Raw genomic sequence first — 15559 nt, forward strand, 5'->3', positions numbered from 1 at the left:
GCTTTTCACCCCCATTAATAGCTTAGTACTGCATCCGCCTGGTAAGCGGTCTCTAAAAAGGTTGCAACTCCTGATAACTCTGCACCTTCAACCAGCTCCAGTCCATCGGCGATCAATACATTCATCTGGCAGCCGAAAAATTTTATGCCTTTATCTAAGGCCTGCTGCATCAATTTTTGCAAATCAATATTGTGGGTTCTCTCCATAATCTTTAAATATCGTTTATCCAGGACACGTGCTCCGTCCAAATCAAAGAAAATAGAAACCTCGTTCTCTTCCTCAGCGTTTCTCAGTGCTTTTTTCAAAACATAAGGGACATTGGAGCTCAATGAAACGAAGTAAACAAATTTCTTCTTAGCCATATGGCTTCCCTTCCTTCATTCCGTTTATCTTCTACAACTAATTATGTTGTCCAAATGATGAATTGCCATGAATCGCACTTTTATTATATACCATTATAGGTATAGAACCAAACAAAAAACAGGCAGCAGTCTGGTTGCTACACCAAGCTGCTGCCTGTCTTAATATCTATTATTTTACCCACTTATGAAGAAGTGGACCTGTCTCCCCGTACACCGGATCTGTTTCCGGAATAGGAACATTCTTGATTTGCGATAATGCTTGAGCTCTGACACCAGGATCTTCTTCCTTCAAGTCTGGATTTCGTCCATTTGGGTAAGCACCTACAACTTCGAAATCCTGGCTGCTGTCTATTTTCTTGTGGCCGGTTCCTGCCGGAAGGACGACAACATCCCCTGCTTTAAGCTCCAGACGTTCTCCAGCATCGCCGCCAATTTGCAGTGTTGCACTGCCTGATTTAACGCCAAGGACTTCATGAGTGTTTGTATGGTAATGATGATAATCGTAAACATCGCCAGTCCACGTGCCTGTCCAATTATGCTGCTGGAATTGGTCTTCCATGCTTAAGTTGTCATCAAAAACGCCTTGGTAGACAATGACCGGCAATGTCGGATTATTGGGTATATCACCTGTGTCGTTTGCGAAAAATGATCGTATTTGTGTTTCCATTGTGAATTGCTCCTTTCCTATGTTCTGAATTTATTACTCCTATGAGAAGTTAAACTCCATAAGTTAGTGCCACCCACAAATGTTGACTTGATGGCATCGACCAAAAAAGGTCTATGCTTATCTGTACCTAAAATTCTCTTGTGTTAAACGTATCGCCTTGCTCAAGATTCCCAGCTTTATAACCTTTTTGGAACCAGCTTTTCCTTTGTTCTGACGTACCGTGGGTGAAACTTTCCGGAACGACATAGCCCTGGGACCGCTTCTGGATCGTGTCATCCCCGACCGCACTGGCCGCATTCATTGCTTCCTCAAGGTCTCCTTCTTCGACGACACCCATTCCCTGGGCATGATGAGCCCATACGCCTGCTAAATAATCGGCTTGCAGCTCAAAACGGACTTGATATTTATTGAATTCTGTCTGGTCCAGACGACCACGCAGTGAATTCAGTTTATCTGTCGTTCCCAGTAAAGTCTGAACATGGTGGCCTACTTCATGCGCGACAACATAAGCCATTGCAAAATCACCAGGTGCCTGGAACTTTGTTTGAAGCTCATCGTAGAAACTAAGATCAATATAGAGTTTTTGATCACCCGGACAATAAAACGGTCCTACCTGCGAGCCCGCCATTCCACAGGCAGACTGGACACTTCCTGAGTATAAAACAAGGGTTGGTTCCTGATATTCCATTCCTTCTTCCGCGAATACCTTTGTCCATACTTCCTCTGTGTCAGCAAGGACCACTGAAACAAATTGGGCAAGCTCCTCTTCTTCTGCTGTCTGCTCATAAGGAGCAGGAGACTGGTTCCCGCCATTAGTCATATTGTTGACGACATCCCCCATATCGCCTCCGCCAAGGAATGTCATGATCACTAATAGGATGATGCCGCCTAGGCCGCCGCCCATGAGCATGCCTCCGCCGCCCATCCCTCTTCTATCTTCCACATTGCTGCTTGCTCTTCTGCCTTTCCACTGCATGATGTTGGCTCCTTCCTGCTATATACTAAACACTGATAAAAAATTTTATGGATGTCCTTAGTGTTATACCCGCATATAAGCGATATATTTGCCTTTCTGTGAATATTTTTTTGGTAAGTCAATTACTGCTTTTACCTAGTAGCGTACGGTCATTACCCGCTTTCAATACACTTGCACATTTGGAATCAATCAAAAGCATTCATTGCCTTTTTCTTAGCCTTACGCTTTCATTTCGGGTAATGCAGGGTCTTCCCTTTTACATTATTCATACTTTTCAGCTCATTTCGGGCATTGCAGAGCCGGTCCTTTTACACTTTTCCTACTTTCCAGCTCATTTCAGGCAACGCAGAGCCGGTCCTTTTACCTTATCCCTACTTTTCAGCTTATTTCAGGCAATACAGGGGCTGAATACAGTCCTCCAACACACAAAAAAGCAAGCAAAGCACCTTCATTCAAAGGTTCTCCTGCTTGCTTTTTTCATTGCCTAGGAAATATTATCGCTGATGGCTCCTGAGACATCGTACTGCTCGAGGTCTAGTTCGACGTCTTCGCCTGCTGCCAGTTTGGCGAGCTGGGCTCCAAGATATGGTCCGACTGTTAGACCCGAAGCGCCCAGTCCATTTGCCATGTATAGGTTATCAAAGCCTGGAACGGCACCAATAATCGGAAGGAAATTCGGTGCAACCGGGCGGAATCCCACTTTTGTTTCGAGATAGGTTGCATCAGCCAGACCCGGAGCGACCGTTAATCCTTTATCGATGATTTCATGCATGCCCCCAAGAGTCGGGCGGGAGTCAAATCCCTTCTCATCTTCATGTGTTGCCCCGATAACCACCCTTCCTTCATCAAACGCAAGAATGTACTGGTTATTCGGCGGCATGACGACTGGCCAGCTGCCGGTCTCTTTATCCTCAAGCATAAGATGGATGATTTGCGCTTTTTGAGGAGAGATGCTGAGTTGCATTCCCAGCGGTTTCAGCAACTCAGGTGCCCATGCCCCAGCGGTTATGATGATGCTGTCAGCTTCATATCTCGTATCTCCTGCTTTAACACCTGTCACTTTCCCGTTAGACCACTCTAATTGGGCATCTCCCTTTACCATGGAAGCTCCATGTTTTTGCGAAGCATTCAGAAGAGCATCTCGAAGTAACCGTCCATTTACCCGGGCCCCACCGCTTACATATACAGAAGAATACTCTTTCGATAATGATGGGAAAAGTCCATTTGTTTCATGATGATCCAGCTGCCTGATTTCACCTATTTCAGGTGCATCTTCTCGTCTCTTAGTCGCTCTTTCTTCCATTTTCATAAGTTTTCCCTGATCATGATGGAGGCTGATGGCACCTACGCGCTGATAACCTGTTTCCAACTCGCCGTCCTCTTCAAGCTGCTTAATCAATGACGGGTAAAAAGCCGCCCCATTCTTTGCAAGGAAATACCAGGCCTTATTCCTGCGCTGAGTCAGCCAGGGACAAATAATTCCAGCTGCTGCATCTGTCGCTTGCCCTGGTTCTCCACGGTCAATGATCGTTACATTCTTACCTTGCTTTGCTAAGTGATAGGCAGTGGAAGCGCCTAATATTCCTGCGCCAATGACTACATATTTTTTCATAATTACACCTTTTCATAAAAGATTCTTGATTTCATTTTACAGAAGTTTATCGACAGACTCAAAGAAGGGTATACCCTTTTGCGATCTCCTCCTCATTCAAACTTTAATAGCCTTAACGCAGTACTAGAGATTTTATTAAATTCTTTGCTGATGCCTAGAAGTAATTAAATAATCTTCCTGCAAAAATCTAACTTTTGAATTATATAACTCAAAAATCCATATGCTAAGCCATTAGATAGTTGAAAGAAAGTTTCCACTCTCGAAAAGTAATCTTCGCTATACCTCTGGGGTTTCTGATATAATTTTTATTATTGTGTACATACAGCAATGATACTGTTGAAATAATGGAGTGAAAATAAAGATGAATACCAAAAAGGCTTTGCCTATTTTATTTTTAGTCATGTTTCTCGTAATGGTCGGCTTTGGAATCATCATTCCGGTCATCCCTTTTTACGCAGAAGAAATCGGGGCAACACCTACTCAATTAGGTTTATTGATGGCGGTCTACTCCTTGATGCAGTTCTTATTTGCTCCAATGTGGGGTCGTATTTCCGACAGGATTGGCAGGAAGCCTGTCATCATGATCGGAATACTGGGTCTGTCCCTTTCCTTCTTCTTGATGGCACTTTCCACAGAGCTTTGGATGCTGTTTGCTGCCAGAATCATCGGAGGTTTCTTGTCGTCGGCTAATATGCCAACTGTCATGGCCTATGTAGCGGATATCACATCTGAGGAAGATCGCGGAAAGGGCATGGGAATCATCGGCGCTTCAGTTGGACTTGGATTTATTTTTGGTCCGGCAATCGGCGGTGTTTTCTCTCAATCAAGCCTGAATACACCTTTTTATCTTGCAGGAGCAACTTCATTGGTTACATTCTTATTCGTTACTTTTGTATTAAAAGAGTCGCTTTCAGCTGAACAGCGAAGCAATCAGGATAAGGAGAAAACTTCATTACTGAAAGCTTTGAATGGACCACTTTCCATGCTGTTCCTGCTTCAATTGTTCGTTTCACTTTCTTTGGCCGGACTGGAGGCAACATTTGCTTATTTTGCTGCTGAAAAAGCAGGGCTTGGATCCGTGGAATTAGGATATATTTTCATGATCATGGGACTTGCAGGTGCTGTCGTACAAGGTGGATTAGTCGGCAGATTGACTAAAAAGCTTGGCGAGGGTGTGGTCATCCAGCTGGGCATCATCATTTCTGCGGCAGGCTTTGGATTGATTCTCCTGACAGAAGGTTTTGGGACCGCCGCGTTGTTCCTGACGATTTTTGGAATAGGAAATGGGTTGATTCGCCCAAGTGTATCGTCATTACTGACTAAAAAGTCGACAACAGGGCATGGCGGGACAACTGGATTGCTTTCTTCCTTCGATTCACTCGGCAGGATCATTGGACCTCCATTAGGCGGATGGCTGTTCTCGATCGCTATTGGAATGCCATATATTTCGGGGATTGTTTTATCAATGGTTGCCCTGATTCTATACCAATTCTATCAAGCACGAACAAAAACATCCCATTCGTTAGACCAATAAAGAAAGCGCTCAAGCTGGACAATTGAATTGATTTTATGGTTTTTTTCTTACAAACAGGAGGATGGCTTATTCGCCATCCTCCTTTTATTTACTGTTATTCCACCTGCTTAATTCGTTAAGGGTAGTTTTATTTCAACTAAGGTCCCATTGTTTAGCTTACTATGATAGGAAATCGTACCATTGTGCTGTTTAATGATCTTATGGCAAATCATCAACCCAAGCCCCGTCCCTTTCTCCTTCAATGTGTAAAATGGCTCTCCTAAGCGTGGAAGTAATTCTTCCGGAATTCCGCAACCTTCATCTTGAACAGAAATAATACATTCACCATCTATCCCTTTTTGCAGTTTTATATCAATATTTCCGCCGTTCGGCATGGCCTCCATAGCATTCTTAAAAATATTCAGGATCACCTGCTTAATCTGGTTTTTCTCACAAGTTATGAAGAAATCTGTACCCAGATAACTTCGGCTGAATTGTATATTTTTCATATTCGCTTGCGGGGATAAGAATTCGACTGTATGATCGATCAAATCACACAGGTTGGCCCTGTTAAGCTGGATGGCCTGCGGCTTTCCTAAAGAAAGCATTTCACTTGTGATTGTTTCGATTCTTTCTAGTTCGCTTAGAAGCAGGTTGTTAATTTCATTCGAACTGTTATCTTGTCGATACAGTTGGACAAATCCCTTTATTGTCGTAAGAGGATTCCGTATTTCATGGGCTACACCTGCTGCCAATTCCCCCACAATCGATAGCTTTTCGGATTGCAAAAGAATTTCTTCCGCTTTTTTGCGCTCTGAAATATCCCGGCTTATTATAACAATGTGCTCGATTGTTTGAGACTCATCCATAACAGGCATGCAGCGGGATTCAAAATCAATCCATTTTCCATTAATATGCTGGAAGCGGAACTCTACTGGCAGTGATTCTTTATTTTTTATGATCTTTGCTATTGTTTCCCTGAAATTCACAACGTCAGACGGATGAATCAACTTACATAATTCTATTTCTTCAAGCTCTGGAACCTTGTATCCCAACGCCAGCTCATGAGAAGGAGAGAAGTAACTGATTGAGTGCTCTTTATCCATTACCATGATGAGATCTGATGTATTCTCAGCTATGAGACGATACTTTGATTCACTTTCCTCAAGCGTCTGCTCCATCCGCTTTCGTTCCTGGATGATTCTATATAACTTTTCATATGATTCTATTAATATACCACCAAAAAGAACTCCTATTGAAACAAACAGTAAATATTGGAGGTGAAAAACTGGATTGTCTCTAATTACGTTTAAAACGATCGGTACAGTAATAATATAAGTGACTATGTAAGAACACAGTAAAATTATGTATCGTCTGACTGGTTTAAAATGTGTGGTAAATTTGTGAATTACAATTAAAACGGTCATGACTATTAACCAGCCAACTATTGCCGGAAACCAGTTTTCAGATATCATTAACCTGGACGCCAATGCAAAGCTGCTGGCAATCATGCCTGGGCCTGGCCCAAGATAAGCAAAGACCAAAATAATAACAGCGTAACGGATATCATATGAATATCCTTGATCCTGGAAAGATAAGCTAACGAGCACGGAGGAAACAATTCCCGCATATATTCCTGCCCAAATCCGCAGCTGCTTGAGTGGCTTAAGATTCAAATAAGAACGGATTACTAAAGGGGTACTGACCAATAAAGAAAGCATAGAGAGGTTTATGATGTAATCTATTAGAATCAACTGGCTCCCACCTAAAAAAATTGCAATTTATTAATTATCATAAACCAGAGAAAACACCTTTTCCATAGTATTTAATACAATTAATCCTTTATTATTTTTAAAATTTTTTAAATAATTAAACTTTAACTTAAATTACTTCGAATATCGTAGTAATATTAACTTATAAAAGGAGGAGATAAATTTGACTAAAACGATTGAAAAGCGCCTTGTCCGTTCTGAAGTCCCTGTTGATTTGACTTGGAATCTGGATGATTTATTCCAATCTGACCAAGAATGGGAAACGGCATTGAAAGAGATTGAAGATGACGTCAAAAAATTCAAAGACTTTAAAGGTAGCTTACATACAGGTTCAAAGGCCTTGCTGGAATGCCTTACTGCTCAGGAAGAATTAACGAAAAAGTTGGTCAAAGTCCGTACATACGCAAACTTGAAGCAATCTGCTGATGGTACCGACCCAGTGAATCAGGCAAATTCAGCTAAGATAGCAGCCAGTGGTACTCGAGCTTTGTCTGCTCTATCATTTATTTCATCTGAAATACTGGAATTGGAGGATGGAAAAGTCGAAGAGTTCCTTCAGGAAGAGCCTCGCCTTGAACCCTTCAGAAAGAGCCTAACAGAGCTTCTGGAAACGAAGGAGCATAAGTTATCGCCTGAAACAGAAGAAGTACTAGCTGCGCTTGGAGAAGTCCATTCTGCTCCTTACAATGTTTATGGAATGGCTAAGCTTGCCGACATGCAGTTTTCTTCAATACAGGATGAAGAGGGAAATGAACTCCCAGTCTCTTTCGCATTATTCGAGAGCCGCTATGAATTTTCTCCAGACACATATGTGCGCAGAAAAGCATATGGATCCTTTGTCTCGACACTAAAACAATATCAAAATACGATCGCAGCAACCTATGCAACTGAGGTTAAAAAACAGGTTACTCTTGCAAAGCTGCGAAATTATGAATCAGTTACACATATGCTTCTTGAATCACAGCAGGTAACACCGGAGATGTACCACAACCAAATCGATATCATCTATAAAGAACTGGCACCGCATATGCGACGCTTTGCTGAATTAAAGAAAAAGGTATTAGGCCTGGACAAAATGATGTTCTGTGACTTGAAGGCTCCATTTGACCCGGAATTTGACCCGGAAATCACTTATGAGGAGGCTCGCGAGGTCATTACAGAATCTTTAAAAGTAATGGGCCCTGATTATACAGCCATGATTGAAAAAGGCTTTGAAGAGAGATGGGTGGACCTTGCAGATAATGTCGGCAAATCAACAGGAGCATTCTGCTCAAGCCCATATGGATCACATCCATATATCCTGATTACATGGGCAGACAATATGCGCGGCTGCTTCACGCTTGCCCATGAGTTCGGCCATGCCGGACATTTTTTCCTGGCGAACCAAAACCAGCGCATCATGAACGTCCGCCCTTCAATGTATTTCATCGAGGCTCCATCTACGATGAATGAAATGCTTCTCGCCCAGCATCTTCTCGAAAAAAATAAAGATGATGCGCAAATGAGTCGCTGGGTCATTCTGCAGCTATTAGGAACGTACTATCATAACTTTGTCACTCATCTGCTTGAGGCAGAATACCAGCGTCGTGTATACGCTCATGCTGAAGCCGGCAAAGCCCTGACAGCAAAAACACTTACTGACATCAAAACTGACGTCCTAAAAGGCTTCTGGGGGGATACAGTGGAAATCGATGAAGGAGCCGGCTTGACTTGGATGCGCCAGCCTCACTACTACATGGGCTTGTATCCATACACCTACTCTGCAGGTTTGACCGCATCGACGGCCGTATCACAGCTGATCCAGGAAGAAGGCCAGCCTGCTGTAGACCGCTGGCTTGAGGTGCTCCGCGCGGGCGGCACCATGAAGCCGCTTGAGTTGCTGAAGCATGCGGGACTGGATATGTCAACACCGGAACCAGTTCGAAAAGCTGTTTCATATGTAGGCTCATTGATTGACGAATTAGAGCAATCTTATCAATAAATTAAAGAACCCATGGGCTGTGTTGCACCCATGGGTTCTTTCTGGTTATTTATTCATTTTTGCAAGGAAATCTCCAAGAAGATCGTCCAAATCCTCTTCCTTCTCTTCGGTTGCCTCTTCTGTTTTGTCAGCTTGCTCAATTGACTCCCAGACAAATGAATCAAGGTCATCATCCATTGAATCGTTTTCAGTCGTTGAAGCAGTCTCTTCAATTATCGGTGAATCCTCTGCTGCAATAATCGGTGGGAAATCCATTTCCTCTTCCTGAAGGTACAGGGCTTCATCTATTTCTGTTGACTTACTGTTCAAAGATGCAAGCAGTGCCGTTGCCCGTATTGGGTCTGTCAGCAGATGATACACGATATTGCCCAGCAAAGCTTCTGAATGCTCATGCTTGATCCAATCCCGTTGCGATTTGCTGAGATTGCGCGGGAGAGGGATAGTAATCGTTTCGCGTTCCCTGGAATATGAATTCCCCACACCCTGCAAGACAAAATCAGCAATCTTGCTCGAGAAATTTCTTCTCTCGGTTTCTTTTAATTTTTGAAGATGTCTCAAGATATGGTCTGGTGTATCAGATGGGATCCGGAACGATAGTGCCTGTCCTCTCTTAATCTCATTTGGGTTGGTTTTTTTCATAAAATCACCTTATTTTAGCTTTTAACAGGTTCAGAAGCAGCTTTGCTGCTCTTCTCTGATTTCTTCACATAATCCATGATGAGCTTATAGTAAGCATTTGCCATCATCCAGATGCTCTCTTTTTCATCCTCGAAGAATTCAATGTTATAGCCATCAAGATTATTGTTTAATGTTTTAATATATTCTTTTAGAACCGTCGCGCCGCCGCCGACAAAATAGCAAATTTCAGTCTGTGAATTCTTGGCCCAGACATTGCGAAGCAGGCGGTATTGCTTTTTAGCCAGTTCGAGAAGGATACGGTCAGTGATATCGTGGACGCTCGTACGGCTTCCCTTTACCATGATGTGGTTGCGATCATTCTTGCGCGTGATGATTTCTACAACATCTGTTCGGCTGTCCAACTCCACGCCATGCTTGCTGCGGATTTCTTCCCTGATTTGCTCTAATGCCTCAGAAACACCGAGATTGAAGCCCTGTGCCTTATCATCATCGACATTGCGGTTCTTGATGACAGCGATATCTGTTGATAGGCCGCCGATATCCTGGATAAGGATTCTTCTGTCAATAAGGTCTTTATTGATGATTTTCAGGCTGTTGTCCATGACTAGATTGATATAAGCTGCGAAGCCTTCAGGGTAAACCTTCACTTCATCAAATTTGATATTAACTTTCAGACCCTGGTATTTAGGGGTAACAAGGAATTCTACCTGGTGTACAGATCCTACAAGCTTAGAACGGTAGCCAGCATCTTTTCCTTCCTTGACTTCACGAAGCGGAAGGCCAGTACCCAGCGTATAATTCGCATCAATGACATTCTTGCTTTTCGGAAAAACCTTTGCATTATCTTCGTTGACTGCATCTAATGCAAGAGTGGCAAACAACATAATCAATGTCTGATCTTCCTCGGACTTGCTGCTTCCAGGATCAAGTTCAGTAGCATTATCACTTTTAGTCGCCAGATTGCCGACACGATAAATAGCATTATTATCCTTCAGGGCAGGGGAGTGGACACGAATATGAATTCCATCAAGAGGATCCTTCGTATCAAGCTCCTCAATACCGATTACAGGACGATCTTCTGTGTCCCTTGCAACGATATTAGGGATGTTCAACTCATTATCAAATTCTCCAAAAATAGCTTTAATAGAATCGTTACCAACATCAACAGCTGCAATTCTAGATTTCGTCGTCATTTCTATCATTCCTTTTCAATAATCTAAGTTTATGTATACTCCCTTACTATTTTAAAGGTAAAGGTAAATAATAGATACTGCAAGAAAATCGAGTAAAAAGAAATATAAATGTAAACATGTAAACAGTCTGTAAACCCCACTTCATTTGTATACATAATTGTACACAATGAATACAAAGTTGTATACATGTTGATTTAACGTCATGTTTACAACTTTGTATACTTGTAAACGGGATTGTATACATTACGTTTACATTATGTATACATGTTTACATATTTGTATACTTCAGTTTTTGATTCTCTTATTTTCAATTAATTCCTAGTTATCCTTCGCATATCTCCCCTCCCCTACCTCCATTACTAGTAAGTTTTTTGCAGTTATAACTATAAAGGAGTCCTCGAATAAAAAATAACTATGAAAGAAAAATGGATATTTGCAGGAGTTAACAATAATCAATTGAGGTATTGGTGGGAATGCTGAAAAGGAATTGGATCGGGAATTGGATAAGGCGTAATATTAGTAGTTTTTCTATAAAAAGCATAAGGAACTGTGCACGTCAACTTAGGACTACAAGAACCAATTTTTTCGATGGGGCCGTCTAACAAGAAAAGCAACGTTCATGACACTAAATAAAATCAACTCCCCTCCCCTATCTGATGGTAGAGTAGGAAGCAGTCGAATCGTGGCGAAAGAGGAAGAAGAGAGCGAAACAAAAGCCAGGCAAAACGCCTGGCCATAATAGTTCTATATTTTTTTTACAAATTCAGACTTGAGCTTCATCGCTCCAAATCCTTCAAGTTTACACTCAATATCATGGTCACCATCAACTAAACGGATATTTTTAGCCTTAGTCCCGATATTACTCCTGTTGTGAATGGAAGCACCGAAAAATATTAATTCATAAAAAACGCCCTGGCAGGACGACCAGTCATCCACCAGGGCATTTTCTTAGTTTTCTACAATATCCTTACGGTTCTTCTTGAACATTTTAGATAGAACTTCATAAACAATCGGTACGATAATCAGGGTTAATAATGTCGAACTGGTTAAACCACCAATGACAGTGATAGCCAGACCTTTGGAAATCAGTCCGCCTCCGCCAGATCCAATAGCTAGTGGAATCAAGGCACCCACAGTGGCGATTGCTGTCATCAGGATTGGACGTAAACGTGTAGCTCCTGCCTCAAGGACCGCTTCACGCATCGTCAGTCCTTCTCGTTCCATGTGAATGATCCGGTCTACAAGTACGATGGCATTCGTTACGACTATACCAATCAGCATCAACAGACCCATCATGACAGAGACAGAGATGGTTTCACCTGCAATAAGCAGTCCGACAAATGAACCAATGACTGCGAATGGAAGCGAGAATAGTATCGCAAATGGTGCAACACCTTCACGGAAGGTAACGACCAGGATGAAGTAGACGATTGCAATCGCAGCAAACATCGCTACGCCAAGCTGGGTGAATGTTTCCGTCATATCTGCCTGGACACCTGCTACGCCAACTTCCACGCCTTTAGGCAGATCTAGTTCATCGATTGCTTTTTCAGCATCAGCAGCTGCCTTTGAAATATCCTTGCTTACGACAGTTCCTGATACAGAAGCATAATACTGGCCTTTGCTGCGGGCAAGGGTATTCAGCGTTGTGCCTTCTTCTACACTTACTAATTCAGACAATGGCAAAGTGGTACCCAGCGCTGTTTGTACTTCAGTAGCAAGAATATCATCGATTGATTCAGGCTGTTCTGCTTGCTCCTGCTGCACAATAACATCGAGTGAATCTCCATCTTTTTCGACCGTCGTCAAGATCTCTTTCGACTTGTTCGGATTGAGCATCATCACTATTTGTCCTGCTGTCAATCCGTATTGCAGCAATTCATCCTGTTCAACCTTGAAGGTGTATTCTACATAAGCATCTTCCGCACTGGAGGATACATCCTTCAAGCCATCAACTGCATTCATTTCTTTTTCTACCATCTTGACTGTTTCGTTTAACTTGCCTAAATCCTCACTGTACAAGGTATAGCTGATTTCATTCTCAGGCATCGACATTCCGCCGAAGTTCTGGCTCTTCCATTCGCCGCTGTGGCCAATGTTAAAGACATACTCCTCCAGTTCATCCCTTACCTCTGAGAAGTTCTCCATCTCAGGGTCAAAGATCAGGTACATTAATGCTCCTCCTGCACCTCCACCCATCATGGCCGTCATCTGATCGGCTTCCTCGTTTATAGATACTTGAACGATGTCAATATCGTCGCGTTTTAGCATCTCTTCTTCTACTTCAGCTACATTTTCAATTGTTTCAGCCTTAAGCTCACCCGCTTTAGGTGTGTAAGTCAAATACATCACTTTATCTTCTTCACTGCCCATGAAGCTGAAGCCAATAATTGGAGTCAGTGCAAGACTTCCGACAAGCAGGACAACAGCGATGAGTGAAGTAATGATCTTATGATTAAGCGACTTATCCAGGACACCTTTATACCAATTGGCCAGCTTACCAACTTCCTTATGGCTGCTTTCAGACTTTTCACCATATAACTTCTTCCTGAATAAAAAGTGAGATAATGCTGGTACGATTGTAATCGCTACAATCAATGAAGCACCGAGCGCAAATGTCATCGTCAGGGCAAATGGAGTGAATAATTCCCCTACCATCCCGCCTACGAAGATCAACGGTGCAAATACAGCAACCGTCACAAGTGTGGACGACAGGATTGGTTTGAACATTTCAATTGTCGCTTCACGTACAAGGGCCCGGCCTGTTAATCTCTCTTCTTTTAGATGCAGGCGGCGATAAATATTTTCCACGACGACAATCGAGTCATCAATAACACGGCCAATCGCTACAGTAATCGCGCCGAGTGTCATGATATTAAGCGTGATCTCCATCCAGTTCAATAGCAGCAATGCCATAAAAATCGAAACTGGAATCGAGACAATTGATATAATCGTAGATTTGAAGTCACGCAGGAAAAGCAGGATAACCAGAATCGCGATTAATCCTCCAAATAAAGCTTTTTCAATCATCGTAAAAACAGATTCTTCAATTGGCTCTCCCTGGTCAAGCGATACCTCAATGACCAAGCCATCAATTTTATCCTCTTCTTCTTCTACTAAATCTTTTACAGCATTAACTACATCAACGGTATTCGCTTGCTGCTCCTTAACAATCTGCAAGGCAATAGCGTCTTCACCGTTTGTACGAGAAATGGATTGAACTTTACCGACAAGCTCAATCTCGGCAAGTTCGCTAAGTTTTACAAAAGGTGATGGATTGGCTGCCGATGGTGTGACAGGAATCAGCATATTTTTCAATTCATCTGTAGTTGTGAATTTTCCATCGACGGCAACAGCCTGCTCTCCTTCTTTGAACTCAAAAAGGCCTAATGAAACGCCCAGATTGCTGGCTTGGATCATTTCCTTTACATTCGTTTCCGTTAATCCAAATTGCGCAAGTTTTGCTTCATCGTACGTTAAATTAACTTCTTCGATATGCTGACCAGTCATGGTGACAGAAGCAACACCATCGATTTTATCGATTTTCGGAAGAATGATTTCTTCGACGGTCGATGTAAGCTCCACAATATCCTCAGTTGAACTGCTGACACTCAGTGCCGCAACCGGCATCATATTCATGCTGATCGCTGTGATGGTCGGTTCCTGAGCTCCCTCCGGCAACTTGACCGCATCCAACGCCGATTGCAAAGCACGTTTGGCCTCATCCATATCAATGCCGTACTCATACTCTACCTGGATACTCGACATATTGGAGTATGAATTCGAATAGACATATTTAACGTCTTCAAGACCCTCTACCGCTTTCTCGATCGGGATCGAGACATCCTCCATTACTTTTTCAGGAGTCGCCCCAGGATAAACATCCATAACCATCAAGTATGGGATTGAAATATTCGGGATGGTCTCCATGTTCATCCGTGTACCAGAATATATCCCGGATACCGTGATGATAATCGTTAGCAGCCATACGGCCAGTTTATTTCCAAGTACAAAATTGACTAAATTCTTCACTATTGCACCTACCTCAAAATGACTTTATTGACCATAATAATCTTACTGACTGACTGGTCATTTGTCAATGAAGTTGATGCATATTAAAGCAGGTTAAGTTAAGACACACAAAGAAGAGCAAAGATTGAATCTTTGCTCCAGAAGATTATTCTCCTACCTTGATTATTTGCAATGCAGGGAAAGAGTAGCTTAATCCAGATGGAACATCCGCAACAAGCTTTACGACATCGTTTTCTCGTAAGGAAAACAGTTGTGTTGACTGTAAATTTGCCGGACTGCTAGCCTCGGTGTTGGACGATCCAATTAAAATAGAATCATTGACCAATAGCTGGAATTTTGCAGCCTTCGTTGATTCTCCATCCGTCATTACATCCACCTTATATGTGATGATGAAAATACCGGATGTTAATGCTTTTAACCCATCCGCTGTCAACTCGAAGTCCTGTAAAGGACCCGCAACTGTCAGTCTGACATTACCGCTTATAGTACTGGCAGATGGTGTATAGCCGAAACCGAAGCTCGTGCTTAGCATACCAGCTGGACCAGCCGGGCCCCGCTCTCCAGGATTTCCTTTTGGACCTTGCAATCCTTGTGGGCCTGGATCACCCGGGTCTCCTTTTAGACCTTGAATTCCTTGAGCACCTGGTTCTCCCGGGTCTCCTTTTGGGCCTGGAGGACCTTGTTTGCCACGATCTCCCTTAGGGCCAGGCGGGCCTTGCTCACAGCCTGGAACCAGTGGTCCTCTTCCATGATTGCACCGACAGTACCATTTGTTGCATTTTGAACAATACCGCATCTTCTTTTCACCTCTC

At 42.8% G+C, this 15559-nt stretch carries 11 protein-coding genes and 1 pseudogene; 2 read left to right on the forward strand and 10 right to left on the reverse strand.

Features of this window, described 5'->3' with window-relative positions; genetic code table 11:
* Window positions 1-14 precede the first annotated feature (14 nt).
* From CD004_RS21870 to CD004_RS21885, 4 genes are all read right to left on the reverse strand, one after another.
* Window positions 15-362, reverse strand: a complete 348-nt coding sequence (locus CD004_RS21870; protein WP_102264697.1) for a DsrE/DsrF/DrsH-like family protein — start codon at window positions 360-362, stop codon at window positions 15-17.
* 169 nt (window positions 363-531) lie between these two features.
* The gene (locus CD004_RS21875) at window positions 532-1029 is read right to left on the reverse strand and encodes a cupin domain-containing protein (RefSeq protein ID WP_102264698.1); all 498 of its coding nucleotides are present in this window, start codon (window positions 1027-1029) and stop codon (window positions 532-534) included.
* Window positions 1030-1156: 127 nt separating this feature from the next.
* A complete protein-coding gene (gene ypfJ / locus CD004_RS21880) occupies window positions 1157-2005 on the reverse strand; it encodes a KPN_02809 family neutral zinc metallopeptidase (protein ID WP_102264699.1) in 849 nt (282 codons plus the stop codon).
* A gap of 484 nt (window positions 2006-2489) precedes the next feature.
* Window positions 2490-3617: an NAD(P)/FAD-dependent oxidoreductase gene (locus CD004_RS21885; protein WP_102264700.1), complete on the reverse strand. Its 1128-nt coding sequence runs from the start codon at window positions 3615-3617 to the stop codon at window positions 2490-2492.
* Between the two features lie 361 nt (window positions 3618-3978).
* Between CD004_RS21885 and CD004_RS21890 the strand changes: the two genes are divergently transcribed.
* The gene (locus CD004_RS21890) at window positions 3979-5151 is read left to right on the forward strand and encodes an MFS transporter (protein ID WP_102264701.1); all 1173 of its coding nucleotides are present in this window, start codon (window positions 3979-3981) and stop codon (window positions 5149-5151) included.
* A gap of 107 nt (window positions 5152-5258) precedes the next feature.
* Here the strand turns inward: CD004_RS21890 and CD004_RS21895 are convergent, their stop codons facing one another.
* The gene (locus tag CD004_RS21895) at window positions 5259-6884 is read right to left on the reverse strand and encodes an ATP-binding protein (RefSeq protein WP_102264702.1); all 1626 of its coding nucleotides are present in this window, start codon (window positions 6882-6884) and stop codon (window positions 5259-5261) included.
* 181 nt (window positions 6885-7065) lie between these two features.
* Here CD004_RS21895 and pepF point away from each other — a divergent pair, with 181 nt between their 5' ends.
* Window positions 7066-8883: an oligoendopeptidase F gene (pepF, locus tag CD004_RS21900; RefSeq protein ID WP_102264703.1), complete on the forward strand. Its 1818-nt coding sequence runs from the start codon at window positions 7066-7068 to the stop codon at window positions 8881-8883.
* A 45-nt stretch (window positions 8884-8928) separates the two neighbouring features.
* Here the strand turns inward: pepF and CD004_RS21905 are convergent, their stop codons facing one another.
* The 5 genes and pseudogenes from CD004_RS21905 to CD004_RS24545 all read right to left on the reverse strand — a co-directional run bounded on the left by CD004_RS21905 (window position 8929) and on the right by CD004_RS24545 (window position 15543).
* On the reverse strand, window positions 8929-9522 hold the full coding sequence (locus CD004_RS21905; protein WP_102264704.1) for a hypothetical protein: 594 nt from the start codon (window positions 9520-9522) through the stop codon (window positions 8929-8931).
* A gap of 14 nt (window positions 9523-9536) precedes the next feature.
* Complete coding sequence (locus tag CD004_RS21910; RefSeq protein ID WP_102264705.1) at window positions 9537-10715, reverse strand: ParM/StbA family protein; 1179 nt, start codon at window positions 10713-10715, stop codon at window positions 9537-9539.
* A gap of 744 nt (window positions 10716-11459) precedes the next feature.
* Window positions 11460-11573: pseudogene (locus tag CD004_RS21915) on the reverse strand (PhnA domain-containing protein); the annotation flags it as partial.
* Between the two features lie 90 nt (window positions 11574-11663).
* The gene (locus tag CD004_RS21920; protein WP_102264706.1) at window positions 11664-14747 is read right to left on the reverse strand and encodes an efflux RND transporter permease subunit; all 3084 of its coding nucleotides are present in this window, start codon (window positions 14745-14747) and stop codon (window positions 11664-11666) included.
* A gap of 145 nt (window positions 14748-14892) precedes the next feature.
* The gene (locus CD004_RS24545) at window positions 14893-15543 is read right to left on the reverse strand and encodes a collagen-like protein (protein WP_102264707.1); all 651 of its coding nucleotides are present in this window, start codon (window positions 15541-15543) and stop codon (window positions 14893-14895) included.
* Between the last annotated feature and the right edge of the window lie 16 nt (window positions 15544-15559).

The sequence above is a fragment of the Mesobacillus jeotgali genome (assembly GCF_002874535.1).
In the GTDB taxonomy this organism is placed as follows: domain Bacteria; phylum Bacillota; class Bacilli; order Bacillales; family Cytobacillaceae; genus Mesobacillus; species Mesobacillus jeotgali.